The sequence below is a fragment of the Alteromonas sp. LOR genome, assembly GCF_000753865.1.
In the GTDB taxonomy this organism is placed as follows: domain Bacteria; phylum Pseudomonadota; class Gammaproteobacteria; order Enterobacterales; family Alteromonadaceae; genus Alteromonas.
In genome coordinates, this window is sequence record NZ_JQFW01000030.1 from 35,614 (window position 1) to 61,779 (window position 26,166).

The 26,166-nt window shown below is 44.7% G+C and carries 25 protein-coding genes; 19 read left to right on the forward strand and 6 right to left on the reverse strand.

Features of this window, described 5'->3' with window-relative positions:
* The first annotated feature begins 72 nt into the window (after window positions 1-72).
* The 13 genes from JV36_RS0111095 (at window position 73) to JV36_RS0111155 (ending at window position 13,147) form a co-directional block, all read left to right on the forward strand.
* Window positions 73-987 carry a sulfite exporter TauE/SafE family protein gene (locus JV36_RS0111095; protein WP_052010155.1) on the forward strand — a complete coding sequence of 305 codons (915 nt, stop codon included), beginning with the start codon at window positions 73-75 and terminating at the stop codon, window positions 985-987.
* Window positions 988-1,053: 66 nt separating this feature from the next.
* Window positions 1,054-2,364 (forward strand): alpha-amylase family glycosyl hydrolase, encoded by a 1,311-nt coding sequence (locus JV36_RS0111100; protein ID WP_032095940.1) that lies wholly within the window; start codon window positions 1,054-1,056, stop codon window positions 2,362-2,364.
* Window positions 2,365-2,484: 120 nt separating this feature from the next.
* On the forward strand, window positions 2,485-4,407 hold the full coding sequence (locus JV36_RS0111105; RefSeq protein WP_032095941.1) for an ATP-dependent DNA helicase: 1,923 nt from the start codon (window positions 2,485-2,487) through the stop codon (window positions 4,405-4,407).
* 12 nt (window positions 4,408-4,419) lie between these two features.
* Window positions 4,420-5,163: a tRNA (adenosine(37)-N6)-threonylcarbamoyltransferase complex dimerization subunit type 1 TsaB gene (tsaB, locus tag JV36_RS0111110; protein WP_032095942.1), complete on the forward strand. Its 744-nt coding sequence runs from the start codon at window positions 4,420-4,422 to the stop codon at window positions 5,161-5,163.
* A gap of 83 nt (window positions 5,164-5,246) precedes the next feature.
* Complete coding sequence (locus tag JV36_RS0111115) at window positions 5,247-5,543, forward strand: hypothetical protein (protein ID WP_032095943.1); 297 nt, start codon at window positions 5,247-5,249, stop codon at window positions 5,541-5,543.
* A gap of 377 nt (window positions 5,544-5,920) precedes the next feature.
* Window positions 5,921-6,649 (forward strand): Slp family lipoprotein, encoded by a 729-nt coding sequence (locus JV36_RS0111120; RefSeq protein ID WP_032095944.1) that lies wholly within the window; start codon window positions 5,921-5,923, stop codon window positions 6,647-6,649.
* Window positions 6,650-6,744: 95 nt separating this feature from the next.
* A complete protein-coding gene (locus tag JV36_RS0111125; protein WP_032095945.1) occupies window positions 6,745-7,584 on the forward strand; it encodes an alpha/beta hydrolase in 840 nt (279 codons plus the stop codon).
* Window positions 7,585-7,705: 121 nt separating this feature from the next.
* Entirely contained in the window at window positions 7,706-9,358 is a 1,653-nt protein-coding gene (gene fadD / locus JV36_RS0111130; protein ID WP_032095946.1) for a long-chain-fatty-acid--CoA ligase FadD, read from the forward strand.
* 60 nt (window positions 9,359-9,418) lie between these two features.
* The gene (gene rnd / locus JV36_RS0111135; RefSeq protein ID WP_032095947.1) at window positions 9,419-10,576 is read left to right on the forward strand and encodes a ribonuclease D; all 1,158 of its coding nucleotides are present in this window, start codon (window positions 9,419-9,421) and stop codon (window positions 10,574-10,576) included.
* 133 nt (window positions 10,577-10,709) lie between these two features.
* On the forward strand, window positions 10,710-11,006 hold the full coding sequence (locus JV36_RS0111140; protein WP_032095948.1) for a YcgL domain-containing protein: 297 nt from the start codon (window positions 10,710-10,712) through the stop codon (window positions 11,004-11,006).
* 1 nt (window position 11,007) lies between these two features.
* Window positions 11,008-11,979 (forward strand): lytic murein transglycosylase, encoded by a 972-nt coding sequence (locus tag JV36_RS0111145; protein WP_032095949.1) that lies wholly within the window; start codon window positions 11,008-11,010, stop codon window positions 11,977-11,979.
* Window positions 11,979-12,644: a fumarylacetoacetate hydrolase family protein gene (locus tag JV36_RS0111150; protein ID WP_032095950.1), complete on the forward strand. Its 666-nt coding sequence runs from the start codon at window positions 11,979-11,981 to the stop codon at window positions 12,642-12,644. The genes JV36_RS0111145 and JV36_RS0111150 overlap by 1 nt, the downstream gene beginning before the upstream one ends.
* A complete protein-coding gene (locus JV36_RS0111155) occupies window positions 12,644-13,147 on the forward strand; it encodes a YcgN family cysteine cluster protein (RefSeq protein ID WP_032095951.1) in 504 nt (167 codons plus the stop codon). The genes JV36_RS0111150 and JV36_RS0111155 overlap by 1 nt, the downstream gene beginning before the upstream one ends.
* A 33-nt stretch (window positions 13,148-13,180) precedes the next feature.
* On the opposite strand, the gene JV36_RS0111160 is transcribed toward JV36_RS0111155, so the two are convergent.
* From JV36_RS0111160 to nhaB, 3 genes are read right to left on the reverse strand one after another with little or no spacing between them, the layout of a single operon-like run.
* Window positions 13,181-13,732, reverse strand: a complete 552-nt coding sequence (locus JV36_RS0111160; protein WP_032095952.1) for a GNAT family N-acetyltransferase — start codon at window positions 13,730-13,732, stop codon at window positions 13,181-13,183.
* On the reverse strand, window positions 13,729-14,256 hold the full coding sequence (dsbB, locus tag JV36_RS0111165; RefSeq protein ID WP_032095953.1) for a disulfide bond formation protein DsbB: 528 nt from the start codon (window positions 14,254-14,256) through the stop codon (window positions 13,729-13,731). The genes JV36_RS0111160 and dsbB overlap by 4 nt, the downstream gene beginning before the upstream one ends.
* A 3-nt stretch (window positions 14,257-14,259) precedes the next feature.
* Complete coding sequence (gene nhaB / locus JV36_RS0111170; protein ID WP_032095954.1) at window positions 14,260-15,843, reverse strand: sodium/proton antiporter NhaB; 1,584 nt, start codon at window positions 15,841-15,843, stop codon at window positions 14,260-14,262.
* 439 nt (window positions 15,844-16,282) lie between these two features.
* On the opposite strand from nhaB, the gene fadR reads away from it, so the two are divergent.
* The 3 genes from fadR to JV36_RS0111185 all read left to right on the forward strand — a co-directional run bounded on the left by fadR (window position 16,283) and on the right by JV36_RS0111185 (window position 18,508).
* Window positions 16,283-16,993 carry a fatty acid metabolism transcriptional regulator FadR gene (fadR, locus tag JV36_RS0111175; protein WP_032095955.1) on the forward strand — a complete coding sequence of 237 codons (711 nt, stop codon included), beginning with the start codon at window positions 16,283-16,285 and terminating at the stop codon, window positions 16,991-16,993.
* Between the two features lie 204 nt (window positions 16,994-17,197).
* Complete coding sequence (locus JV36_RS0111180; RefSeq protein WP_032095956.1) at window positions 17,198-17,557, forward strand: phasin-related domain-containing protein; 360 nt, start codon at window positions 17,198-17,200, stop codon at window positions 17,555-17,557.
* A 126-nt stretch (window positions 17,558-17,683) separates the two neighbouring features.
* Window positions 17,684-18,508: a hypothetical protein gene (locus JV36_RS0111185; protein WP_032095957.1), complete on the forward strand. Its 825-nt coding sequence runs from the start codon at window positions 17,684-17,686 to the stop codon at window positions 18,506-18,508.
* A gap of 155 nt (window positions 18,509-18,663) precedes the next feature.
* Here JV36_RS0111185 and JV36_RS0111190 read toward each other — a convergent pair whose 3' ends face one another.
* Together JV36_RS0111190 and JV36_RS0111195 are read right to left on the reverse strand one after the other, a co-directional pair.
* The gene (locus tag JV36_RS0111190; RefSeq protein ID WP_032095958.1) at window positions 18,664-20,097 is read right to left on the reverse strand and encodes a hypothetical protein; all 1,434 of its coding nucleotides are present in this window, start codon (window positions 20,095-20,097) and stop codon (window positions 18,664-18,666) included.
* A 59-nt stretch (window positions 20,098-20,156) separates the two neighbouring features.
* Entirely contained in the window at window positions 20,157-21,626 is a 1,470-nt protein-coding gene (locus JV36_RS0111195; RefSeq protein ID WP_032095959.1) for a DUF3336 domain-containing protein, read from the reverse strand.
* A 250-nt stretch (window positions 21,627-21,876) separates the two neighbouring features.
* On the opposite strand from JV36_RS0111195, the gene JV36_RS0111200 reads away from it, so the two are divergent.
* Genes JV36_RS0111200 through JV36_RS0111210 form a run of 3 tightly spaced genes read left to right on the forward strand, consistent with a single transcriptional unit; the run spans window position 21,877 to window position 25,217 of the window.
* Entirely contained in the window at window positions 21,877-23,085 is a 1,209-nt protein-coding gene (locus JV36_RS0111200; RefSeq protein WP_032095960.1) for a DUF445 domain-containing protein, read from the forward strand.
* A gap of 15 nt (window positions 23,086-23,100) precedes the next feature.
* Window positions 23,101-23,778: a TetR/AcrR family transcriptional regulator gene (locus JV36_RS0111205; protein WP_032095961.1), complete on the forward strand. Its 678-nt coding sequence runs from the start codon at window positions 23,101-23,103 to the stop codon at window positions 23,776-23,778.
* On the forward strand, window positions 23,778-25,217 hold the full coding sequence (locus JV36_RS0111210) for a wax ester/triacylglycerol synthase domain-containing protein (RefSeq protein ID WP_032095962.1): 1,440 nt from the start codon (window positions 23,778-23,780) through the stop codon (window positions 25,215-25,217). The genes JV36_RS0111205 and JV36_RS0111210 overlap by 1 nt, the downstream gene beginning before the upstream one ends.
* 83 nt (window positions 25,218-25,300) lie before the next feature.
* Here the strand turns inward: JV36_RS0111210 and JV36_RS0111215 are convergent, their stop codons facing one another.
* Window positions 25,301-26,053, reverse strand: a complete 753-nt coding sequence (locus JV36_RS0111215; RefSeq protein ID WP_235207825.1) for a DUF1439 domain-containing protein — start codon at window positions 26,051-26,053, stop codon at window positions 25,301-25,303.
* Window positions 26,054-26,166: the final 113 nt, after the last annotated feature.

A 26,166-nucleotide genomic window follows, 5' to 3' on the forward strand; every position in this document is an offset into this window, starting at 1 on the left:
CAGTTGCAGGTGGCAACTCGTACACTCAGTTAATTCGTTGTAGGAAAAAGAGACTTGTCATATTCCCTATCATTGCCACTGTTTTCTCGCAAAAGAGCGTGGTTTTTTGCCTTTGTTGCGGTATGGGCTTTTGTTATTTTTTCACAAAATGATGTGAGGACTTTGCTGCAAGAATATGGCTTCTTTACCTTTGTCGGCATAGTAGGGGCGGTATTTGCCAATGCCACAGGTGCTGGTGGCGGCGTGATTTTTGTCCCCTTTTTTGCATATCTCTCCTTTACCCCTGACAGTATTGTAGCAACAAGCTTTGCTATTCAGTGTTGCGGTATGACGGCTGGAGCCATTACATGGGCTCGCTTTTTTTGCTCTCAACGCCAAACAGACCAACATAAAACAGACAGTCAGTGGGGCGCATTGCCAAGTGCTCTATTATTAACTGTCATACCTTCTCTTTGTGGTGTTCTCTTTTCGCAATACACCACACATGGCTCAGCGCTTCTACTCAATATATTGGGTGGGCCTGAAAACCTGCATACGGTATTCGGCGTGTTCTCCGTTATATTGGCCATTGCAATAATAGCGTCAATTCCGCTGATGAAGCGCCAGGTGTTCAGCAACGCGTTGGCAGGAAACGATATTGTTTGTCTTCCCACCATCGCCTTCTTGGGCGGGTGCATTACTGCTTGGCTTTCTATTGGTGTGGGCGAACTCGTCGCGGTTTACCTCATTATCCGCGGCTTCAACGTCACCATGTCTATAGCGGTGGCGGTTATTTTATCTGCGTTTACAGTGTGGTCAGCACTTCCCTTTCATGTACTTGTCAGCCATGCCATAGTATATGACGTTGTCATATTTGCTGGCGCAGGCGCTATTTTGGGTGGTGTTATGGCTAAATACCTCGTGCTGGCTTTTTCTACGCAATCACTAAAGCTATTTTTTGGGTTATGGGTATTTTTACTAGGCGTAACCAGTTTACCTATTTTTTAGCGTTTTTTTATATGTCGCTTTATATTTAGCAAAGATAAGCGACTGACCCTTACAGGGAGTTAGTCTATGGAATTTGACGTAACACCTCGTCCTCTATATCGGGTATCGCAACCCAAGTGGTCTTCCCACGCGGTTATTTATCAAGTAAACACCCGGCAGTTCAGTACTAAGGGAACCTTTGATGGGGTGACTGAAAGCCTTGAGCATATTAAGAGCCTAGGCGCAGATATTATATGGTTAATGCCAATTCATCCTATTGGTAAAAAAAACAGAAAAGGGCAGCTCGGTAGCCCCTACGCGGTCAGTGATTATCTCGATGTAAACCCAGAGTTCGGCAATAAAGAAAGCTTCAAACAGCTTGTATCTCAAGCTCATAAGCTCAACCTTAAAGTCATTCTAGACTGGGTACCTAATCACAGTGCATGGGACAACGCACTTGTCGACTCTCACCCTCATTGGTATGCAAAAGATCACAAAGGCGACTTTCGTCCATCGCCCTGGTGGGATTGGTCTGACATTATCGAGTTTGATTATTCCCAGCCTGGTCTGAGGGAATACATGATTTCTGCAATGCGCTATTGGGTAGAAGCGTTTGATATCGATGGATTTCGTTGTGATGTTGCAGGCTATATCCCCGACGACTTTTGGGAGCAAGCTCGTCACGCTCTCGACGCCATTAAGCCGGTATTTTTGCTTGCTGAGTGGGAAAACAGAGATTTACACGAGAACGCTTTCAATATGACCTATGCGTGGAGTTGGAATGAAACTCTTCACGAATTAGCTAAGGGGCGCTGCAGTTTAGACCGACTCAGAAAATACTACTCATGGAATGAGAGAGCATGGCCGCATAACGCCTATCGCATGACGTTTGTGAGCAATCACGATAAAAACGCATGGGACGGCACGCAGCGTGAGCAGTTTGGTGACGCACTCGAGGCGTGTATTGCGCTTTCAGTTATAGGCGAGGGGATGCCCCTTATTCACAACGGACAAGAAGCTGGAGAGACCAAACGTCTGGCCTTTTTTGAACGAGATCCCATTGAGTGGCAAGAACATCCTATTGGCGAACTGTACCGAGAACTCATCGCCCTTAAAAAGTCGAAGCCATTTTTAGGCAATGGTGAGTTCGGAGCACGCATGATTCAAGTGCCTAACTCATCCATGTCTCAGGTATTTAGTTTTGTAAGACGAGAAGAGCGCGAGGACGACAAAGTCTTTGTGGTGATTAACTTTTCTGATGTGCCCGTTACGGTGACATTTGAAGAATCGTTGCATCTAGGTACGCTGCAACATTGGAAGCGAAATAAGAAAACGACGTTTTCATCCGATACTACGCTCACGTTAAAACCCTGGGGCTTTGAAATATGGCACATTTGAAATCTGGCACAAATAACAGGGGGAGATGTTTATTTTTACATGTGTTGTTCGATAGGTTTTCAACGCTGTTTTTGGCATAATGCGCGCCTAACAATGCAATGTATTTGAAACGTCCCAAAAATGCCCACTATTAAAAATGTATTTTCATCTGATGGCCTGCTGGCAAAAACCATAAAAGGGTTTGTGCCAAGAGAGGCGCAAACCGATATGGCCAACGCGGTAAAGCACGCTATCGATACAACGGGCAGTTTGGTGGTAGAAGCCGGTACCGGAACGGGCAAAACCTTTGCTTATCTTGCGCCGGTGTTAATCAGCAGTGGTAAAGCCATTATTTCCACCGGAACGAAAAATCTGCAAGAGCAGCTTTTTCATCGCGACCTACCGCTAGTAAAAAAAGCGTTGAGCAGCAAGCGCAAAACGGCACTGCTAAAAGGGCGGTCGAACTATTTGTGTTTGCACCGATTATCTCAGCATGGCGGTAACTCCACCTTGGTAGAAAAAGAGGTGTTAGGTCAGCTATCTGAAGTGAAACGCTGGTCAAGTACAACCAAAAGCGGAGATATGGGAGAGCTTAAAACCCTTCCAGAAGATGCGCGAGTGCTGCCCATGGTGACATCTACCGTAGACAACTGTTTAGGCCGAGAGTGTCCAGACTACGAAGACTGCTACCTAGTTAAAGCCCGCCGCAAAGCCCTCGATGCCGATATTATTGTGGTTAACCATCACCTTTTCTTCGCCGATATGGCGCTGAAAGACACGGGGTTTGGCGAGCTTATTCCCGAAGCCGATGCCATTATTTTTGATGAGGCCCACCAAATCCCTGATATAGCCAGCGACTACTTTGGTGAGTCATTGTCTACGCGCCAAATTCAAGATATTGCCAAAGACATTACCTTACTGTTTAGAACGGTACTCAAAGATGCTGGGCAGCTAGATAAAGCCGCTGATAAATGCCGTATGATTGCGTCAGATTTACGCCTGCTTTTTCCTCATGATCCTGAGCGAGGAAATTGGGCACTCGCACTCGATCGCGACGAAGTTCGCCTACAGGTGGGTAAGCTTGCCGAAGCATTAGGTGTGCTTTATGAAGTGTGTAAACTGCATTTGGGCCGCGATAAAGACTTAGACAATATGTACGAGCGCATTGTTGCATCAAGAGAGCAACTTGACGCATTGAGTGATAACAAGCAACAAAACGTAAGCTTGTGGTATGAAACAACGCAGCGTCATATTGTTATGCACTTAACGCCATTGTCTATTGCCGCAAAATTCAGACGCTTTGTTGAGTCGCCGCCGCGAGGCTGGGTGTTTACGTCGGCCACGTTGATGGTCAATGGTGGTTTCGATCACTTTCAGCGTCGAATGGGGTTGGAAGATTCAGAAACCCTTGGTTTAGACAGCCCCTTCAACTACCCAGAGCAGGCTATGCTGTGTGTGCCGCGCTACTTGCCCGAACCAAACAGCTATGCAATGCGCGAAACTCTGCTGCACACGGCGAAGCGCTTAATTAAAGCCAGTCGCGGGCGTTGTTTCTTGTTGTTTACCAGCCACGCGATGCTAAGAGAAATAGCAAAGAAATTAGAAGATGAAATAGATAATCCGCTGCTTGTCCAAGGAACTACCACAAAACAAGCATTGTTGGATGCGTATTTAGCCGATGAGAAAGCAGTACTCATGGGCACAGGTGCATTTTGGGAGGGCGTAGACGTTCGTGGTAACGACCTCGTCTGCGTGATGATAGATAAACTCCCGTTTGCTTCACCAGACGATCCGCTGCTTCAAGCTCGAATGGAAGATGTGAAAAAACGCGGTGCAAACCCCTTTGGCGTTATTCAAATTCCACAAGCAGTTATCACCTTAAAGCAGGGGGCAGGGCGCCTTATTCGCGACCCTACCGATAAAGGGGTGTTGGTCATTTGTGATAATCGCTTAGTGACTAAACCTTATGCAAAAACGTTTATAGGCAGCTTGCCCGACATGAAACGCACGCGAAGCCTAGATGATGTAGAGGCATTTCTTGCCGGCATCGATGATGAAGAATGATAGAGAGTTGTAATGAATATTTTAGCTATTGATACAGCAACAGAAGCGTGCTCAGTCGCCTTAGAAGTCGACAATACGCTATACACCCATTTTGAAGTATGCCCCCAGCAGCACAGTCAGCGCCTGTTACCCATGATTGATGCAATACTAAAGGAAGCCGGTGTTGAATTAGCTTCTCTTGATTTATTGGCGTTTGGTCGCGGTCCCGGTAGTTTTACGGGAGTGAGAATTGCAACCGGAATGATTCAAGGGCTAGCACTTGGCACAGGGTTACCCGTTGCAGGCGTAAGCACGCTAAAGGCAATGGCGGTTGAAGCTGCACAAAAGAGCACCGGCCAATTTGTTGCCGTTGCGTCAGACGCACGTATGAATGAAGTCTATTTCTGTGTATACAAACAGTTGGAAAACGGGTTAGAAATAATCGTTCCTGAACAGGTATGTCCACCCGCAGACGCAGTCAATTACCTCAATGAATTAGGCGAAGCGCTAAACAATAATGTGACTGTTGCTGGTACTGGCTGGGCCGCCTATGAGGAGCTTCAGCAGTGGTTGAATACGCAAGATGCTGCAGAATCAGCAGCAAGCACAGCAGCAAACACAGAGAAAAAACCAGCCGTGACATTACCAAACGCTGCATTCATGCTTGAAGACGCCAAAGAAGCTGCCCGTGCAAATACAACTACAAGCGCTGCAGAAGTGAAACCGGTTTACTTAAGAGATAAAGTAACGTGGAAAAAGCTTCCTGGTCGAGAATAAGGGGTACCTTATACTGGGTATGAAAATTGCAAAAGCTAGAGCGTTTTGAAAATTACAGAGCGTTATGAAAACCATAGAGTGTTATGAATATAAATACTAATTTTGGCATAGCATCTTCTGACGCCGCTCAAGGCCGGGTCTCGAAAATTTCGAAAGACCCTCAACAGGAGAACAAAGGGCAAAGCGAATCGTCTGAGATTAAGGCGGTCGTTGTTGCGCCTGATGAACAGGGCACGAGCAATGCAAAGGCCTACCAAGATTTTATAAAAGAAGACAGTAATGCCTATTCTCAGCAGGCCATTGCGTCTTACCAGAGCTTTGAAAAACAGCAGCAGCGAGAGTCGATACAAGTCATGTTTGGTGTTGATATCTACGCGTAGAGGGGAGCCAGTCCTTTGCCAACTAGCCCATTACTACCTGCTTAGTCGCTCCCATTCCTTGTTTAGTATTGTTGCTGCTAATTCGGGGGAATGCTTACTATCATCAGAGCTCACTAACAGCCTGAAATTATCCGGTGGTAATACATTGAGTGTCAGGTGGCTGAAATTCCGAAGCTTTTACAGGGTTTGTTTTAGAATCTTTATCATTTTGTAACAGAACTCTAGTGGTTCTGTGAACGTATCAATGCTAACTTAGTCTTAGTTATGAAGCCCTCAAATGCTCGACGAAAAAGCAAGACGAAGGCTGTCTACACAATTTTCTACTTCAGTGGTAACGCCGGGGTTAATCGTCAAATGATGTACAAAGGAGCGCGCATATGTCTCGATATTTACTTTTATTGACCGTGTTCATGTTTGCAGGATGTGCCATGGTGCCAGATACCTTAGAGGTACCCGAAGGCACCGCATTAGTTTCGTATCCAAGTGCCGTTACGTCAGGCGCCAGTGCTCAAGGGCAAAAGGCTCGCTGGGGCGGCATTGTGGTTGGTGTTGAGAATAAACCGAACAAAACCTTTATCGAACTCGCGCACTTCCCACTCAATCACTACGGTAAGCCCCGCAGTTCTGGCGAGACATCTGGGCGCTTTAAAGTTCAGATAGACGGCTTTGTCGATCCTATTGTGTTTGAAGAGGGTCGAACTGCCACCTTTTTGGGTACGCTTATCGCACCCACCACGGGGATGGTAGGTGAGCAGCCTTATATCTACCCCACTATTGCGGCCGATGATTACCATATGTGGCGAGATAGGGAAGTGTACGACGTAAACACATTCTTCTTTAATTACCACAGCGGGTGGTATTCACCCTTCTATGGTCTGCGCGGCCCATGGGGATGGGGCGGAGGTCCTTGGATGGGCGGACGCTTCATGGGGGGCCCTTGGATGTTCCCGCAAATGAATCGAATGCGAGTGATACGCTATAGCAATGCGCCTAGACGCGCTAGAATAACCAATATGAATGGACCTAGCCCGGCAAAAAGAAGCTCCAGGTCAAGCGGCGGTCAAAAAGGGCCGGTGATAACCAACCCCAAAGTCCAGCAGTATTAGTAGCAAGAGGCGGCAAGTTGATGCCGCCTTTTTTGTTTTCAACTGAGTTTAAAAAGTAAATGTGGCAATAGTTTGCCGCCAATGGTGATGCGTTTATGGTTGAGTTTGAAGCAATGGCAGGCCCGCTTAAATTAGCGGGTTTAGACAATCAAGGAAGTGGACAAGTTGTCATTGGCCTTCACGGTTACCTCGATAACGCGGAAAGCTTACGAGTATTAGCGCCTTATTTATCGTCCTGTCGCTATGTAGCTATCGACCTTGCTGGTCACGGTCGCTCATCTCATCGCCCTGTGGGCGCTCACTATAATCAAACTGACTATTTACAAGACCTGCATGGGCTCATTGAGAGCGAGGGCTGGGACAATGTCATTCTTATAGGGCATTCTCTTGGTGGTATCCTAGTGACTATGTATGCCGCGTTATTCCCTGAAAAAGTAAAAGCGGTAGTGAGTATTGATGCGTGTGGGCCGCTTTCTGAAAGCGAAGAAACGACGCAGCAGCAAATGCGAAATGCGTTAATTAGCAGGCAGGGTAAATCAAGCGGCCACCGCCGTACGGTTAACCTTGATGATGCGGTGAAAGCGCGGTGCAAAATATCAGATATGACAGCTGCTCATGCGCGGCAAATACTCATGCGAAATATGATTACAGAGGCAGATGGCAATACCTATTGGTGTAGCGACCCTAAGCTTCGGACAAAATCCATACTTAGACTTACAGAAAAACAAGCACAAACCTTAATGGAGTCGGTGACATGTCCTATACTTTTTATCGGCGCATCGGCGAGTTTTAAAAATTTACCTCATGTTTATGAGCAACGAGCACACTGGTTTGAATCTGCGCAATATGAACAATTTGTAGGCGGCCATCACATTCATATGGAAAATAGTGAGGATGTAGGGCGTCTTATTTGTCAATTTGTTGAGCAAATGTAAATTGCAGCGTTTATTTTTTTTTACACTTCCTATACTATTCGCAGGTTATCAGACCAGTTACATGGGCGCGGTTTCTCACGGGCTCAATTATTAGTAGAAGAATAAAGTAAAGGAGGTTTTGGTGGAAAAAACCTGGCTTAAACATTACGACCCTCGTGTATCCGCAGAAATTGATGCCGATCGCTACAACTCTGTCGTCGACATTTTTGAACAATCGGTAAAAAAGTTTAAAGATAAAGAAGCCTTTATTAATATGGGGCATTCAATGACGTTTGGTGAGCTTGATACGTTATCAGCTCAGTATGCGGCTTATCTACAGGCTAGCGGACTAAAGCGCGGTGATGCCGTAGCGATAATGATGCCGAACCTTCTCCAATACCCTGTTGCCATGTTTGGTATTTTGCGCGCCGGTATGGTCGTTGTTAATGTTAACCCGTTGTACACGGCCAGAGAGCTAAAACATCAGCTTAACGACGCTAATGTAAAAGCCATTGTCATTGTCGAAAACTTTGCCTGTACCCTAGAAGCAGTGATTGGCGATACCCAAGTAAAAGAAGTGTTTCTTACTGCACTTGGTGACATGCTTCCAGCGCCAAAACGCTGGGTAGTGAACGCGGTAGTTAAATACGTGAAGAAAATGGTGCCGTCGTTTAATCTATCGGCCACCACATCGTTCATGTCGGCAGTCAAAAAAGGGCAGTCTTTAGAATACAAACGTCCAAATATAGAAAACTCAGACATAGCGTTTTTGCAATACACCGGCGGTACAACAGGTGTATCTAAAGGGGCAATGCTGACTCATAGAAATATGGTTGCCAATTTAGAGCAAGTATCTGGAATACTTGAAACCGTTATAGAAGAAGGTAAAGATTTTGTCGTGACGGCACTGCCGCTTTACCATATCTTCGCGTTGCTGGCGAACTGCTTGATGTTTGTGAAGTACGGCTGTCGCAACCTACTTATCACTAACCCACGGGATATGCCTGCATTTGTCAGTGAGTTAGGGAAATACCCATTTACGATATTACCCGGTGTTAATACGCTCTTTAACGGCCTGCTTAACACACCCGGGTTTGACGAATTAGATTTTTCTAATTTCAAGTTTGGACTAGGTGGCGGTATGGCGGTTCAGCGCCCTGTGGCAGAAAAGTGGGAAAAAGTAACGGGCACCGTACTTTTAGAAGGCTATGGCCTCACTGAATGCTCGCCAGTTGTTGCGGTAAATCCACCTCAGATAGAGGCGTATAAAGGCGCAATCGGTATGCCAGTTCCTTCTACCGACATCAAGCTATTAGATGACGACGGCAATCCAGTAGAAAAAGGTGAACCAGGCGAGATGTGGGTAAAAGGCCCGCAAGTCATGAAGGGATATCTAAATCGCCCAGAAGCGACGGAAGATATCTTGAAAGATGGATGGCTTGCCACAGGTGACATTGCCACGGTAGACGATGAAGGTTACTTCTATATTGTTGACCGCAAAAAGGATATGATCCTAGTTTCAGGCTTCAATGTGTTCCCTAATGAAATTGAAGAAGTCGCTGCTATGCACGAAAATATCGTCGAAGCGGCCGCGGTGGGTGTACCTCACGAAGTTAGTGGTGAGGTTGTTAAGTTATTCGTAGTACGTAACAACGACTCGTTAACTGAAAAAGACGTTATCGCTCACTGCCGTAGTGAACTAACAGGCTACAAAGTGCCAAAACAAGTTGTCTTTAAAGATGATTTGCCAAAAACCAATGTAGGTAAAATACTGCGTCGGGAGCTTAGAGACTAATTTCTTTAACTAGTTTTTAAAGCCGGCGTGAGCCGGCTTTTTTATTTAATGTGCGAAATAATGCAATATCAATTAATTACAACATACGAACAGCTAGACAACGTGTGCGCTTTGGCACAACAGCAAGGTGCTGTGGCTCTTGATACAGAGTTTGTACGAACGCGAACGCTTACGCCTCACCTTGGGTTAATTCAGCTCTACGATGGGCATCAGCTTGTTCTTATCGACCCTATTGCCATAGACAATATGCAGCCATTCATCGATTTGCTGGAAAATAAATCGCTTGTGAAGGTATTGCACTCATGTTCTGAAGACTTAGAAACGTTTCTCGTTGCTTTCAATACGATCCCTGAGCCTGTTTTCGACACCCAGTTTGCGGCCAGTCTATTAGATATGGGGCCAAGTTTAGGGTATGCCCGTCTTGTAGAGATGATTTGCAACGTGAGCCTTGATAAAGGTGAATCTCGAACCGATTGGATTGCCCGTCCACTGCGTGAGTCGCAGCTAAGTTACGCTGCTAACGACGTGTTGTATCTGCTGCCTTGCTATGAGGATTTGGTAGATAAGATAAAAAACGCTGGTATTGAGAACTGGGTTTACCAAGAGATAGCCTTGCTCGCTGCGAAAAAGCGGGCGCAAATGCCAGCAGATTTTGCCTACCTCACTATTAAAAATAATTGGCGATTGAACAGCGAACAACTTACGGTACTTCAGGCACTAGCGTCGTGGCGTTTAACAACGGCAAGAAAAAAAGATCTCGCGTTAAACTTTGTCTTTAAAGAAGGGCATTTGTTCGAGGCGGCACAGCGCCTTTTATCGAGTAAATCAGACTTATCAAAAATTAACGATTTAAATCACCAGGCAATACGTCGATATGGCGATACTATTATCGACTTGATTGCCGAGGCTCGTGAGCGGTTCGCTCAAACTCCGGATAAATTGCGACTACCGCAAGTACTACGCTTGATGGATATTCCTAAGTACAAGAAAACACTTGCCGATCTCAAAGTTATCAGCGAAGAGATTGCTAAAGAAAATGGCGTGAATAACGAAGTAATGTCATCGAAAAAGCAGCTGAATCAATTATTAAAGTGGTATTGGTTTGATGTAGATGAAACCCGTATCCTGGGCTTAAAACCTGACGTGTTATCAACATGGCGTGGGCCACTCTTTATGCCAAAAGTGGTTGAGTTACTTGGTGAACTGCCTGAGGGCTAGAATACTTCTTCGCAATGAAAGCGCTCAATTAAAAGCGCTTAAAAAGAACCGAAATAAAAGCGCTGAAACGCTAAAGCCAAAATAAAACGTCAGTTTTGGTAAACATAAACACAGAATAGAAACGAGAAATAGTATGTTATGTGCGGTTTATAAAACCCAAAAAAAACAGGGCATGTATTTATACGTGCCTAAAAAAGATGTATTCGACGACGTGCCAGAGCCTCTTATGCAGCGCTTTGGCAAGCCTGAGTTAGTAATACTGCTAGCATTAGACAAGCGTGAAAAGATAGCAGGCATCGACAAGCAAAAGCTCACAGATGAATTAAATAGCAACGGCTTTTACCTACAAATGCCTCCTAAAGAGGACGATCTTCTGTCTACTCATCGAGTTTCTCTTGGCCTATCTTCTTCACCGGACAAAAAGTTTTAGTATGCGTTTAACTATGTTGTTAGCAATGCTGGTGGCGAGTATTGCTGTGTCTTCATCTCAAGCCAGCGACAATGAATTTAATGATTATCTTAAATCGCTGAAAAGCGAAGCGATAGAAAAAGGCTACGACGTACAGTTTATTGATAGCGCATTTAGCGATATCACATTTCGACCTACCGCCGTTAAATCAGATAAAAACCAGCCGGAAAAGAAAATCACCTTAGACGATTACATTGTATCGCGAGTACCTGATTGGAAGGCTGAGCAGGCAGTACAGAAATACCTTTCTAATAAAGCATTACTGGACGAAATTGGCCGCAAATATGGTGTTCAACCACGCTTTATCGTGGCGCTATGGGGCAATGAGTCAAACTTTGGAAAAATACAGGGTTCGTATAGCGTACTGTCGGCATTAGCCTCTCTTGCGTATGAAGGGCGTAGGGAAGCACTATTCAAAAAGAATTTCTTTGCTGCGCTTACTATTTTAAGTGAAAAGCACGCACAGGTGGATAATTTTAAAGGCTCCTGGGCCGGAGCGATGGGGCAGACCCAATTTATGCCAGTATCGTTTCTCACCTATGCTGAAGATTATGACGGCGATGGCAAAAAAGACATTTGGGGCACAAAAGCCGATGTGTTTGCCTCTATTGCCAATTATCTAGCCTCAGAAGGCTGGGATGACGAGGGGACCTGGGGCCGCCAAGTAAAACTGACTAAGCCAGTAACGGTATCGGGCTTAGCTAAAGAAAACATGAAGCCGCTATCGTTTTGGCAAGACCAAGGCGTAAGACGGTTTGACGGTAGCGACCTTCCCAATGTGGATATTAAAGCGTCGTTAATTATGCCTGACGGCGAAAACGGCAGGATCTATCTTGTCTATAATAATTTTCATACCCTAATGAAATGGAATCGTTCGACCTATTTTGGCGTTTCCGTTGGATATTTGTCTGAGCGCATAAAGAGAGGATACTAATGCCTTATCAACACAAAAGCGTAGCTGGGCAGCCTATTGCTCTTCCTGTCAATAAAGTTGTGTGTATTGGTAGAAACTACTTAGACCATATTCAAGAAATGAACTCAGTGGTGTCTGAGGACCCTTTGCTTTTCATGAAGCCCAAGTCGGCGATGTGTGATATGACAATGCCACTTGAAATTCCCAGCGATAAAGGTGCCTGTCACAATGAGCTAGAAGTCGCTGTGCTGTTAAAAAATAGCCTCAAAAATGCCAGTGAGTCTGACGTTGCCGACGCTATCTGGGGTATTGGTTTAGGGCTAGATTTAACGCTACGGGATGTGCAAGCATCGCTTAAAAAGCAGGGACAGCCCTGGGAACGTGCAAAGGCTTTTGATAACAGCGCACCACTTTCATCTTTTGTTCCATTGGCAGAGTTTGATAATCTCGACGACTTGCGTTTTACCCTTAAGATTAATGGCGAAGTGAGACAGCTAGGCCACACGGCGTTGATGCTGCATAAAATTATTCCCCTAATTGCGCACATGTCCACCGTATTTTCTCTCGACGCCGGCGATGTTATCCTCACAGGTACGCCAAAAGGCGTTGGTCCGCTTAACGACGGCGATACAGTCGAAGTATCGTTAGACCCTTTCTTTTCGCTTCAAACTAAGGTAATCGTGTAATGCCCGCAACGTCAGCGCCATTTTGGGAAACTAAATCATTGGAAGAAATGAACCAAACCGAGTGGGAGTCACTTTGCGATGGATGTGGTAAGTGCTGTCTACACAAGTTTATCGATGATGAAAGTGTAGAAGAATACAGCCCAACTGACTTTATCAATGCTAACGAGCAGATACACTATACCAACATTGTATGCTCTTATTTAAATACAAAAAAATGTGAGTGTACCGAGTATCAAAACAGAACCGTGCTAGTGCCCGATTGCGTCAAACTGACGAAAGAAAACCTGAAAGACATCTTTTTTATGCCAACAAGCTGTACCTACAGAAGGTTACATGAGGGCAGGGGAATGCCGTCGTGGCACCCGTTGCTTAACAAGGGTAAAAAACATGTCATGCACGCTAAAGGGATGTCTGTTCGCAATAAAACCATATTCGAGACCGATGTAGATTTAAATGAATTTGAGAACTACATTGCCATATGGCCGCTGGAAGACTTAGATTAGGCCTGAAGTTTATTCGTTATCTTATTCGTTACTTTATTCACTAATAAGCGCATAAAGTAGGGCGTCTCTGCCAAAAACACGCTTGCGGCATAGCCCTTCTTTTATAGCACCTATACGCTCGGCTACTCGCAAACTGGCTTTATTGTTTGGCTCAACAAAACACTCCAATCTATTTAAGTTCATTTGAGAAAAGGCGAGCTTTTTCAATGCCTCACAAATTGCTGTGGCAAGGCCTCTGCCACAGGCATCTGGACGCAACCAGTAACCAAGGTTTGCACTAAGATGAGTATGATGTATGTGGTTGATAATACCCATGCCTAAGCATCGCTCTTCATGCACTAGTAAATAGGTTAAGCCATAGCCACTCTCTCTCGCCCTTTCCATACTCTCTATACACTGCTTAGACAAAGCCGGTGTAACGGGGCAGGTTGACGCTCCAAACCATGGCTTTACATGATGAATAGACTGTTGCCCGGCTTCACACAGCATGTCGCAGTGCTTGCGAGCAATACGCTGTATGGAGACGGGGCCTTGCTCAGTATGAATAGGAGGAAGGCGAGAAGGGAGTATTGATAAATCAATCAAAAGGGCTTTTTATCCAATAGCCTGCATGCAAACACGACGATAAACGCAATGGCATAGGTGGCGAAGATGATTTGCATCCATTCTGCCATGCCCATTGACAGGAATTGCCATGTGTTTTCCAGGCAGTCACCCTCAGCGGCGAACACGGCAGGAAGCCACTCATGAAGCTGCAGCCAAGATGGAAAGTTAGGCACAATCTCACAGCTTGCAAAAAACGGATTGGACGCATTTAGAAGCTCAACATGCTCAGTAGCAAGTAAATACCCCCATCCCGCGGACACTGCCCACCCGGCAAAACCAAGCATCCGGGTAAACCCATTATTACTAATCACTACAATTAGCGCTGAAAACACGATGCCATACATCGCCGTTCGCTGGTAAATACACATGATGCAGGGCTTCAATCCCATGGCGTACTGAAAATAAAGTGCTGCAATCTCAAGTGCCAGTGACGAGGCAAAAAGCACAAGCCATGATGACTTGTGCTCTGCCCACTGACTAATACCGTGAATAACGCTTCGCATTACTTAGTGTCCCACCGCTTCAGTGCCAACCGCGGTGGCAGAGTGGTGCTCAATTAAGTGCATATCGTATAACCATGCGGTGGCATCGGCTAACCCTATATAGGTTGCCAGCAAACCAACAATGGTCAGCACGACGGTATACGGCAGTGCCATAATAACCATTTTCCCATAGGACAGGCGCAGTAACGGCGCTATGGCAGACGTCAGTAAGAATAAGAACGCAGCTTGTCCGTTTGGTGTTGCCACACTTGGTAAATTCGTACCTGTGTTAATGGCTACCGCAAGCATGTCGTATTGATCCCGTGTAATCTGTCCAGCTTCTAAGGCTGCGGTCACTTCGGTAATGTATACCGAGCCTACAAACACATTGTCGCTCACCATTGAGAGAACACCATTTGCCAAGTAGAACATCACCATTTGCGTTTCACCTTCAAAGGACAGTACCCAGTGAATGACTGGTTGGAAAAGCCCTTGGTCGATAATAACGGCAACAACACCAAAGAAAACAGCAAGTAGTGCAGTGAATGGCAGTGCCTCTTCAAAGGCTTTGCCTAAGGCATGTTCTTCAATAACGCCGCTCATAGAGGTGGCTAGCACAATAACAGAAAGACCAATCAGGCCAACGGACGCCATATGCGTGGCTAAACCAACAATTAACCAAACACCGATTAACGCTTGAACCAGTAACTTCGCTTTTTCGCGCTTACTGCGCCCTTCATCCATATGCATATTGTAATCGACAAGAATTTGTCTTACCGCAGAAGGGAGTTCAGCGCCGTAAGAGAACAGCTTCGTCTTTTCTACAAAGATGGTCGTCAGTAAACCAAACACAAAAACAGGCAGTGAAACGGGCGCCATACGAATAAAGAATTCGACAAAATTCCAGCCCGCTTTGTCGGCAATAATAAGGTTTTGAGGTTCACCTACCATGGTCATAACACCGCCAAGTGCTGTACCAACGGCAGAGTGCATCATAAGGTTGCGTAAAAACGCACGGAAGTCTTCTAAATCATTTCGACCAATATCGTGCACGCCATCATCACTGGTATGGTCGTGGTCAGAGTGAAACTCTTTGCCCGAAGCGACTTTGTGGTAAATAGAGTAAAAACCTAAGCCAACACTGATTATAACCGCAACAACGGTAAGGGCATCGAGGAACGCTGATAAAAACGCAGAGGCAAAGATAAATGAAAGGGAAAGAATGAGCTTATTTTGAACCTTAATAACCAGTTTGGTAAATAGGTACATCAGCAGGTCTTTCATAAAGTATATGCCCGCGACCATAAAGACCAACAGTAGCAGCACTTCTAAATTAACCTCAATTTCATGCATCATATGACCGGGGGTGGTCATTCCGATGAACATGGCTTCTATAAGCAGTAATCCTCCTGGCTGAAGGGGATAGCATTTAAGTGCCATGGCAAGGGTGAAAATAAACTGAATGACCAGTGACCAACCTGCAATATATGGGTCCACCATAAATATAAAGGGGTTGGCAATGAGAAAGGCAATAATCGTCTTTTTGTACCAATCGGGCGCATGTCCCAGGAAGTTCTTATAGATCGCCGAGATCATTGAGGTTTGCATGAGTTCCTGTTCCTTTTACAACAAAGCACGCATTTGTGCGCATCTTTACACTGTATGTTTGCGATTCATCGCGTTACAAATCTGTCGATGAGTAGTCTCACTCACCGTAAAAACAGTTTTATCGCAGTTATTATAGTCGGGATTTAAGCGTACATGATATTAACGTGTTGAGAAAGCAATTCACGGGTATCTAATGACGAAAGTTACTGAAAACCTGCCAAATTTTTCATCATGGAATAACAGCTTATTCGAAAGTCAGTCGAATGTGAGCATTTTGTGAACAAAAAATCAGTTTATCTCTTTGCTTCGGGAACAAAACTGAAGGTAATAGCGTCTAGGTCCCACAGCTGGCGTATATTTCGTTGTGTAAATGTGCAACCATCTGGTACAATCAGTTGTTAAATTTTATGATCTTATGTAAACGTGCAGGCGATTAGTTATGATATATAAGGCGCAGAGTCCCGCTGGATTCGCCGAAGAATACATTGTGGAATCAATTTGGAGCGGCCGCTTTCCACCAGGTACTATTTTACCTGCAGAAAGAGAGTTATCTGAGCTAATTGGTGTTACCCGAACTACGCTACGAGAAGTGCTTCAACGACTCGCTAGAGATGGATGGTTAACTATTCAGCACGGCAAACCAACAAAAGTGAACAACTTTTGGGAAACGTGCGGTTTAAACATTCTAGAAACCCTTGCTCGACTCGATCAAGAGGGCATTCCTGAGTTAGTTGATAATCTGCTAGCAGCACGCACAAACTTAAGTGCAGTGTTTATTAGAGGTGCTATTCGTCACAACGCTCAAGCGTCGGCCGATATCATTGCTCGATATAAAAACGTAGAGCAGGAAGGCCTTGCCTTTGCGCAGTTCGATTATCAAATGACCCACGATTTAGCGCTTGCATCTAACAATAATGTATTCGTGCTAATGATGAATGGATTTCGCGGTCTGTATTCACGCATTGGTGGATATTTCTTTGCTCACCAAGACGCTCGCGACATCGCCATGAAGTATTATGCAGATTTGCTTGAAGTTGCAGAGAGTGGCGACCATGACCGTGTGCCAAATGTAGTAAGAAACTACGGCATAGAAAGCGGAAAGATGTGGCAAGAAATTCGTAACGACATGCCAAAAGATCTCGTAGACTAATCATTTAGTTTCACGCTTTTGATAAAAAACGCCTTTCGGTAAGATTACTCAGTGCAGGGAAAACCTGCCAAATTAGAGTATTTTCACCGAAGGGCGTTTTTTTTACTTTAATTTTGTTTTTAGTATGCGGTTTCTAATTGTAAAGCGTAGAGTTTAGTTATGGTGTTTAGTCACACCCCAATTAGGCACTCATAGGAGCTCAAAATGACTACTAAAGATACTATCAAAGGCAAAATTAATGACGCTGAAGAAATGGCGCGTAAAATTTGGTTAGCAGGTCTTGGCGCTTATGGAAAAAGCGTTGATGAAGCTCAAGGTCGCTATGACAAGCTAAGTGAAGAAGCAAACAAAATGTTTGATGAGCTTGTGTCAAAAGGCGAAACCCTAGAAGGTGATGCACGCAGTAAGTTTAAATCAACAACAAATGATGTTGAACACCGCGTTGCTGATGTTCGTAAAAAGCTGGGTTTAGATGCAGAGCCAGCTGACCAACGTATCGACGAGCTATCTGCAAAAATTGATGCGTTAACTGAAGCGGTTGCTAAGTTAGCTGCAAACAAGTAATACCCAACGTGCTGCTTTTAAACATTAGCGCAGCAACCATACGTTAAAAAGATAGGTGGTGTTGTTGGAAAGTCCGAATTCGGATAATGACTACACCATCTTTATCTCCTTCATCAAGGAGGCACCATGAGTAACAATCCTACAGAGCCGAAAAAGACCGTTGTGGTTAGCGCTGAAGTAAAAGCTCCGGCTACATCGCAAGGCTCTATCACGACATCATTAAAGTCTTCGCCTATTTTTGGTTGGTTTTATGCTGGAGCAGATATGCTTTCTGCTGAGCTGGACCAAGTGGCAGGCTTAGTGAGCAAGCAGATTGATAAAACCAGCGAAACCTTGCAAGAGATGCAGTCAAAAGGCATTGAAGTTGAGGCTGATTTAAGACGCTCATTTAGTCCGTTTGTGTTTTTTGATGCTGCTCAGAATTTAGTAAAATCGACATCTGTCTATTCAGTGTTATCTGGCGGGCAAAAGCAGCAGCGTAAAGCGCAGCAAATAGATGAGCTTTCCGCTAAGGTAGATGCGTTAGTAGAGCAGGTTGCACTCCTTGCGACGAAAGAGGCGGCGAAAGAAGCGGTTAAGCAGGCTGAGAAAAAAGAGGCGCCTAAACGAGCTTCTACAAAAACAGCTCCTGCAAAAACAGCGACGAAAGCCTCGACAACCAAAACAGCAGCTGCCACGGCTTCAAAAGCAAGCCAAGGGAAAACTGCTGCGTCGGTTACCGTAAAAGCGACTGCGACTAAACCATCAGCAAAGGCGACTGCGCCTAAACCATCACCAAAGGCAACTGCATCGAAAACGGCTGCGCCTAAAACATCGGCTAAGGCGACTGCGCCTAAAACATCAGCTAAGGCGACTGCGTCTAAAGCTGCACCAAAAGCAGAGGCTTCGACTCCTGCTAAAGCTGCGAGCGCAACCGTTTCACCGAGCAACACCGACAAGAAAAATGGTTGAGTGAGTTTTTAACTTTGCTTAAGCAACACGCCCTAGCTTGAGTGAGGCGTTTAATCAAACAAAAAAGCAAACCTTTCGGTTTGCTTTTTTTTTGGCCTATATTTTTATCTAGGGCATGAGACCATTAATCGCAACATTACTCATTAGATATGAGCTTACGTATTTTTTGCCCAAATGTTTTGGTGCTTTTTAAAGCCAAAGAAGTCATGGGGCTCCCAGAAACTTGGCACTAAATCATCTAATGATTCTTGTGAGAAGTTACTCGATAACTGGCTCATTATTTCACTGAGTCTGGCTTCTCCCAACCGCATTAGTTTTTTTCTATTGGCAGGGAAGTACAGGTTTCTGCTCTTTTCTATCACTTCTTGAGCGCCGCTGGTCACAAAGTTCTGATTTCGCGTCACTACTTTGCAAATTGGCTCGGCGGGTTTAGCTGGATTAAGCCCCGTTACTATCGCATATTCAAACTGGTTTTTTTCCTCGCCTTTTTCATTTTTCGGAATAAATGCAACACCAAAACCTTGAGGGAAATACCCGACTAAGTTCATAAAGTCTTGTGCCAAATGTTTGTTCAAGCTCCCTTTTTTTGCCAGCTGCTCTATAAGTAAGTAGCCTTTCGGCAAATCTAGGCGGGTATAATCTGCCTTGGTAGATAGCACAATAGACACATAAATCTGCGGTATTTTGACCAGTTCTCCCAGCCCTGTTTTTGACAAGAACGCGTCTTTAACCAGCTGTTGAAGAAACTCAGACGCCTCTGTATGGGCTTTAATAAAGCGGTCTCTTTCTTCTCTTATATTACCAGTGTATTTAGGAATGCCTAAACCGTCAGATAAATACTTCATAGTAAAGTGATAGTTTATCTTCAGTAAGTTTTTGCGCTGCTCTTCATCAAGCAATCTAAACTCGTCTAAATCGCCATCTTTACCTTTTAAAATGGTAAGTGCTGCCGGGCTTTGCAAGCCAATATCTTGAAGTAGGGCTGCGGCGATTAGCGGCACACCCAATTCAGTTTTCCACTTCTCTTTCCAATACTGATCGTTTCGAAAGCGGGAAATAGCTTCGCGGTATTTAGATAAATAAGAGTGGGCTATCGTGTCGTGGTCTAACAAGCGATCAGCCAGCCTTAATGTAAGAACGGCTTTGTATATAGGCTTGTAGCGTTGATGTACTTTTGCAAAGTTACCCTCGGCGCCGCGAGTAAGCAGCATTAATGTTCCTAGAAACTTGGCGCTTAATTGCTGAGTTTCAGCCCAGGTTTCACCCTCACATAGCTTAATCACTTTAGTGCAAACGGTTTCAAGTCGTTCAAGGCGGGCTAACCTCTCTTCTTCAAGTTTTTCGTTATTGTTTTTAATCTGTTGAGCGAGTTGGCTAGCAAGTACCTCTTTGTCTTTTTTATCTTTTATTATGAGTAGCTGCTCTTTTAAATCGGTGGTGTGCTGTTCTAATGTTGTGGTAAGCGTGAAGTAGTGTCGCGCATCCTCAAAGATAGAACCGAACCCGGTCTCCTTGGGATACACTAAAGAAAGCAATTGTTTGACTTGTTGTGTGTAAATATTGTCGGGGTTTTGGCTTTGTGAACTCACCGTGATCCTTTAAATTGTTCTCGCATCAGCCAACGACACATTGCCATAACGTACTCGCGTTATGGCGTGTGATGCGCAAGATGTCGAAGCTCCACCGCTTCTCGTTTTTTTAACTGCGCTAAATGATAACGCAGTTTCTCACTAATTTTGGTATTTCTTTCTATTACATGGAGTTGCGGCCAAGACGCTTGCTCTCCGCTAGTCATTAACTCATCCATACTTTCTAGCGTTGGATTAGCCAATACCTTTGAAATATTGCTCAATTGACGCTTCGGCAAAATATTAATATCGCCGACATATTGCTGATCAATTATCGACCTTACTTTGTGAATAGCAAGTTTAGCACTTTTATTGCCCACCATTTTTTCAATCATATCAATAGCGAAAACGCTGTTTGATTTCGCCAGCTGACCAATGTGACGAGTTGTCATGTCCCACAGAGAATGTGCATCAATTCTTCTGGAAGAGATAAAGGGTACTGCTAGTGGGTTCGTTTGGCTCACAATGCTGTGATTAACACCATAAAGCCGAGCCAATCGTTTAAACGGTAAATCGGCCATTAACGATCCATCTGCAAATCGTCGGTTGGGAATGTAGGGCACAATCTCGCCCGATGGCGTCTTCGCTTTTAGCTGCACGGGGCTAAATACGATGGGCACAGCGCAAGATGCTCTTACGGCTTGACTGATAATAGCATTGGGCGATGTTTTTGCATTTAGTAAGCGAGAGTGCTGATGCAAATCGGCAGGCGATACCGTAATAGTAACGTGACGACCTGTTTTTCTAAAGGCTTCTTCAAACGTCGTTAAGTCGAATAACTCAATAAGTGCATTTTCCAGCATGGAGCTATCAAACAAACTACCTTTATTAAGGCCCGCAAAAGTACGCCAGTGCTTAAACATTTCGTAAATTCGCTCTGAGTCTAAGGATTCTTCAAGCTCATCGTGGGTTCGGGTGGCCAGCATAGCGCCAATAATGGAACCTGCAGAGGCACCAGATATAACGGTGGGTAACAGTCGTCTTTGATTTAACGACTTTACAACGCCTGCGTGAAAGAAACCAAGGCCTGCGCCGCCAGACAGCATAAGGCAGCTGCGCCCGAAAGCGTGGGCAGTTTCTTCAAAAAACGAGAGTTTTTCATAAAAGTCCACGTCGTCTTCATTTGCATTCACAATCTGCTCAAGCGTTAAAGAAACCTCATCAATAAATTGTTCAATGAGCTTTTTTGTGCCTATTTTGCAGTGAGTTTGTAACGCAGGATTAGCAATATTGCCCAAGTTTCCATGCAGTCCCTCATGCAATATGGACATCAGGGCATGGATATCGCCTCGACCTCTTGCAATTTGAAGGCGCTGCACCCGTTTTTGAATAAGTTTGTAGTCGTAGTCTTCACTTTCATCCTTTGCCTTCCAGTCGTCAGCGCCAGACATGGCATCATAAGCCAGACAAGCAGCCTCATATTCGTCGTAGTTACTTGCGTGTTTAATATCACGTTCAAGCTTTTTTAACGGTAAATCGAATGCTGTCATGGCAACCACCTTATTTATTCCAAGGACAAAACGCCTAATATCATAGTAGATATCAAAATTAGAATTCACTACCTAAGGTTGGGTATAAATCGCGTTATTTAGCGTAACTTAGTAACATCGCATAGGCATTGGGTGTGAAAATTTGTTTTCTATCAACAATTACGTCTAATTACATTTTTTACGTTGACCAAATCATAAGCACTCAGTAGCCTGAGTAGTAGAATAATAAATTGGAACGTTTGTTCGCTATATGGACTGGAATATTCAAACCCTTACCTTGCTATCAATACCACTGATAAGTGCAGTAGTTGGTTGGGCGACAAATTATCTTGCAGTTAAGATGATGTTTTACCCCATCGAGTTTGTGGGCATTAAGCCTTTTCTGGGCTGGCAGGGTCTCATTCCGGCTAAACGTCGGCAAATGGCAGAAATAGAAGTAGAGCTTGTTTTAGGTAAGTTACTGAGCGTGGAGGAGCTTGCTCAACGGCTCGATCCCGATGAACTCACCAAAGCCATTGAACGCAGACTGAGCCAAGTTATTCGCAAAGTGGTTAATGATGTTATGGCCGAGTCTGCACCTCAAATGTGGGCAGCACTGCCGGTTCAAGGAAAGAATTTAGTTTACCAGCGCATTGAAAACGACATTCCGAATGTTGTGCATAAAATGGTTGATGATTTTCAGCACAATGTGTCCGAAATTCTCGATATTAAAGAACTCGTTGTTGAGCAACTGGTTAATTCACCAGAACTGATCAACGAAATTTTTCTCACAGCAGGCAGTAAAGAGTTTCCCTTTATCGTGCGTTCAGGGCTGTATTTTGGTTTTCTTTTTGGCTTGCCCACCATGCTGTTGTGGCACTTCTACCAAGCGTGGTGGATTTTACCTTTAGGCGGCTTGCTAGTGGGGTATGCCACAAACTGGATAGCCATTAAAATTATCTTCGAGCCCAAGCGGCCCCGAAAAATCGGCCCCTTTGTGGTTCAAGGCATGTTCTTAAAGCGTCAAAAAGAAGTGTCTGAGGTGTACTCGTCGATTATAGAAGAGAAGCTGATTACGCCTAAAAATATCACCAATATCATTTTACATGGCTCTGGGTCGGCGCAGCTACTCGAGCTTATTGAGCTGCATGTTAACGACGCTATTGAGCGCTATGTGGCCATTGCACAGCCTTATTTTGCACTTGGGGTAGGGTCAGAGAACTACCATAAAATGAAAGCTTTAGCAGTGCAGCAAATTTTTGATAATTCGGAAAAATACCTGCTTTATGCCTACGATTATGCCAATGGCGCTATGCAAATAGGCCAAGACTTGAGCTTAAGAATGCAGGCGCTAAGTGCAGAAGAATTCGAAGGCGTGCTGCGTCCAGCGTACCAACAAGATGAGTGGAAATTGATATTAACCGGCGCGTTGCTAGGTATGGCCGCTGGCTTTATGCAGCTTTATTTGGTGTTTATGTAGGGAGCGTTTAGCGCAATGAAAACAGCACAGCGTATCTTGCTTACTGCCTTGGCGATGTTTAATGAGCACGGAGAAAACTCCGTCACGAGTGTCGATATTGCCATCGAACTCGATATAAGCCCTGGCAACCTTTACTATCACTTTAAGGGCAAAGAAAGCATCGTGGTGGCGCTGATGAAAATGCACGAACAGCAAATGCAGGCATTACTGACCCAAGACAAGCTCGATACCTTAAGTGCAGAAGAAATAATGTACTACCTGTATTTGCTTGTCGATAGCATTCACGTATTTCATTTTTTATATAAAAGCCCCGCTGACTTGGCAGAGAAATACCCACAGATAGTGAAGCGTCGGCAGCATATTTTGGCCAATCTTAAACGTCAAATCACATTTCTATTCGAATCGTTAGTGAAGCAGAAGGTGCTGATTGCTACCGACGCCGATCGCGTTTTATTGGTCGAGCTTATACTGCTCATTATTACTCAGTCTTGTCAGTTCGATGAATTAAACAGTCATATGGATGATGAGACGCAACGCTTTCATGCCTTATCACTCATGATGGTGAGTATTCTTCCGCGACTTGCTATGAATGAAGGTGAAAAGGCAAAACTGGTTGCCATACTCAATTCCCACGAGTTTGCCAATAATATAAAAAGCGAATCACCACTTTACGCCGTTAACGGGGATAAATAATGTCAAAAACCCTTAGTTTCTTAGACAAATCGTTCTGGATAACGGAGTCTGATGAAAACCCAAAGCACGTGGCGTGTTTGCAGCTACTAGCGCTCCCTAAAAACGCCGATAAAAAAACCTACGTACCGACACTGTTTAATGAGATAAAAAGCTACACTCGGGCCACATCGCCTTTTAGTTGCGCAGTGAAAACCTTCCTTGGATACCCCATTGGGTTCAAGCCGGTGAAAAAGCTGCACATGGATTACCATGTGCAAATTCACCGGGTAGCAAATGTGCAAAACAGAGAAGCCCTCGACGCCTTTGTCGCCCGTCTTCACGCCTCCCGTTTAGACCCCGACAAGCCCCTTTGGCAATACCATTTTATTTTTGATGAGATTAGCGACACCTTTGCCATTTATGCCCGCGTACATCACATGTATGGCGATGGCACCACGTTAGTTCGCTGGTTCCAAGCGGGCTATGTCTCACACTCTACTGACGGCAAATTTACGCCCATTTGGGCAACTAAGCGGCTTAGAAATAAAAAGCGGGATCCGATCAGTCTGGTGAAACGTCTTGTTGGCGTGGGATATGCTCTTAAAACCGTATTTGATTTGTTGGTTATTTTTGTCCGAATCTTTATGAAGCTGCTTAGAGTTAACCCGCACTATATGCCGGTGCCGTTCACCGGTACCAAAACCATGCTTACCGGGCAGGTTAAAGCGGGAAGGGCAGTGGCAACTGTCGATTTAGATTTTAAACGGGTAAAAGCATTAGCGCGGCGCACCCGATCTACTGCAAACGAAGTGTTGTTGTGTGCATTTGATATTGGTGTACACAAACTGCTTAAAGAGCACGGCCAGGTATTTAAAAAGGCGCTGTACACCAATATGCCAATTAACCTTCGCAAACCGGGTGAAAAGACCACCGGCAACAAAATCGCGATTGTTCCGGTAAAGCTTGCCCATGGCGAAAACGATCCTTACCTTAGGTTAAGACAGATAGTCGTTAACCATCGCATAGTGAAGCACGCGGCTCAGCATGCTCGCCCGGCTGCGTTTAGTGGCTACACGATTGTTATTCAATCGATGGCATTGGTTTTCGAGTGGCTGCGCTTATCAAACGTGGTAAAGCCCATTGCCAATATACTTATTTCTAATGTGCCGGGTCCTAAAGAAACGCGATATTTAAAAGATGCCAAGCTACTTGCCTGTTACCCCATATCAACAATGACACCGGGAGGCGGAGTGAACATTACTTTTATGACTTATGCCGACACCGCTAACGTGGGTCTTGTGTGTTGCAATAAAAACGTAGAATCTCTGCAGCCACTCGCTCTTTATGTGAAAGAAGCCTTTGATATGCTAGAGGCAAGTGTGGATGACCCTAGATTAAACATTGATGATATTGGTGAACACATCGATAAAGTGCCGCTTTCTATAGTGACTGACCATTAGGGCTTTCTTGATTTAGCATTAGGGCTATGTTGATTAAGCGCCAGGGTTATGTTGATTAACCGATGCATTGATTAAGCGCTTCGTTAGACGAGATAAAAGCGAAGTCGGTCGTCTTCTACGCGCACACTTTTGCCAACCCGTGCAAACAGGGCCTCGCGCCAATGCGACTCGCGCATGGTATGACTCAGATTAGCGGTATTAAGCTCACTTTGAATGGCTTGGTTAATTTGCGGTTTGTGATAGTCCAATACCGCTTGTTTAGAGCCTGATAAATAGAGCTTTAAATATTCAGCAGCCACATCTGACGTGCCAACGGTAAACAGAGACATTGCCGAGCGCAGTGACGATGTCACTAAATTATTAATGCCCTGCGGAAAGAATTTATTCAACAGGTAGCGAGAGTCTTGTATCAGCGCGTAATTGTCATTGACCAGTGTGATGGTGTCGATATTGACGTGGGTGAGTAATACGGTTTTACTTATTTCATCGTATTGAGGCGTTGCGCTTGATACAACCACAAGGTGCGCTCGATACAATGTGTTATTAGCCACGTCGATATTAATAGTGGCAAGACACTGAAGCACCAGTTTATTATTTTCATTATCGAAGGCTATTTCGCCCTCCTGAACGTTGACCGAGCCAGTACCAATAGGAATATTAAGTGGAAAACGGTGGGGGAAGAGGTCGGCTATTAACTCGTGAAGTTCTTCTTTTGTGAAGTCATCAAAGCGCAGTTTACCGAGTTTGATAAGCAGTCTAGCAATGAGTAGCTTACACCTATCTTTAAGCGGCATGGGCGATGGTTGACTGTCGATTGACGGTGAAGAGAGAGGCATAGCGACGGTGTAGACCTTTGTATTAACACTGAGAACACTTCAAGACTATTATGTTTTGTGAAAGTTACAACATAAAACTTTCCCGAAGCACGGCTAATTTGCTAATCTGGTCT

What these genes read in the sequence shown, in the direction of transcription:
- JV36_RS0111100 (WP_032095940.1), top strand. Translation starts at nt 1,054, where the DNA reads ATGGAATTTGACGTAACACCTCGTCCTCTATATCGGGTATCGCAACCC.
- JV36_RS0111105 (WP_032095941.1), top strand. Translation starts at nt 2,485, where the DNA reads ATGCCCACTATTAAAAATGTATTTTCATCTGATGGCCTGCTGGCAAAA.
- tsaB (WP_032095942.1), top strand. Translation starts at nt 4,420, where the DNA reads ATGAATATTTTAGCTATTGATACAGCAACAGAAGCGTGCTCAGTCGCC.
- JV36_RS0111115 (WP_032095943.1), top strand. Translation starts at nt 5,247, where the DNA reads ATGAATATAAATACTAATTTTGGCATAGCATCTTCTGACGCCGCTCAA.
- JV36_RS0111120 (WP_032095944.1), top strand. Translation starts at nt 5,921, where the DNA reads ATGTCTCGATATTTACTTTTATTGACCGTGTTCATGTTTGCAGGATGT.
- JV36_RS0111125 (WP_032095945.1), top strand. Translation starts at nt 6,745, where the DNA reads ATGGTTGAGTTTGAAGCAATGGCAGGCCCGCTTAAATTAGCGGGTTTA.
- rnd (WP_032095947.1), top strand. Translation starts at nt 9,419, where the DNA reads ATGCAATATCAATTAATTACAACATACGAACAGCTAGACAACGTGTGC.
- JV36_RS0111140 (WP_032095948.1), top strand. Translation starts at nt 10,710, where the DNA reads ATGTTATGTGCGGTTTATAAAACCCAAAAAAAACAGGGCATGTATTTA.
- JV36_RS0111145 (WP_032095949.1), top strand. Translation starts at nt 11,008, where the DNA reads ATGCGTTTAACTATGTTGTTAGCAATGCTGGTGGCGAGTATTGCTGTG.
- JV36_RS0111150 (WP_032095950.1), top strand. Translation starts at nt 11,979, where the DNA reads ATGCCTTATCAACACAAAAGCGTAGCTGGGCAGCCTATTGCTCTTCCT.
- JV36_RS0111155 (WP_032095951.1), top strand. Translation starts at nt 12,644, where the DNA reads ATGCCCGCAACGTCAGCGCCATTTTGGGAAACTAAATCATTGGAAGAA.
- dsbB (WP_032095953.1), bottom strand. Translation starts at nt 14,256, where the DNA reads ATGCGAAGCGTTATTCACGGTATTAGTCAGTGGGCAGAGCACAAGTCA.
- nhaB (WP_032095954.1), bottom strand. Translation starts at nt 15,843, where the DNA reads ATGCAAACCTCAATGATCTCGGCGATCTATAAGAACTTCCTGGGACAT.
- fadR (WP_032095955.1), top strand. Translation starts at nt 16,283, where the DNA reads ATGATATATAAGGCGCAGAGTCCCGCTGGATTCGCCGAAGAATACATT.
- JV36_RS0111180 (WP_032095956.1), top strand. Translation starts at nt 17,198, where the DNA reads ATGACTACTAAAGATACTATCAAAGGCAAAATTAATGACGCTGAAGAA.
- JV36_RS0111185 (WP_032095957.1), top strand. Translation starts at nt 17,684, where the DNA reads ATGAGTAACAATCCTACAGAGCCGAAAAAGACCGTTGTGGTTAGCGCT.
- JV36_RS0111195 (WP_032095959.1), bottom strand. Translation starts at nt 21,626, where the DNA reads ATGACAGCATTCGATTTACCGTTAAAAAAGCTTGAACGTGATATTAAA.
- JV36_RS0111200 (WP_032095960.1), top strand. Translation starts at nt 21,877, where the DNA reads ATGGACTGGAATATTCAAACCCTTACCTTGCTATCAATACCACTGATA.
- JV36_RS0111205 (WP_032095961.1), top strand. Translation starts at nt 23,101, where the DNA reads ATGAAAACAGCACAGCGTATCTTGCTTACTGCCTTGGCGATGTTTAAT.
- JV36_RS0111210 (WP_032095962.1), top strand. Translation starts at nt 23,778, where the DNA reads ATGTCAAAAACCCTTAGTTTCTTAGACAAATCGTTCTGGATAACGGAG.
- JV36_RS0111215 (WP_235207825.1), bottom strand. Translation starts at nt 26,053, where the DNA reads ATGCCTCTCTCTTCACCGTCAATCGACAGTCAACCATCGCCCATGCCG.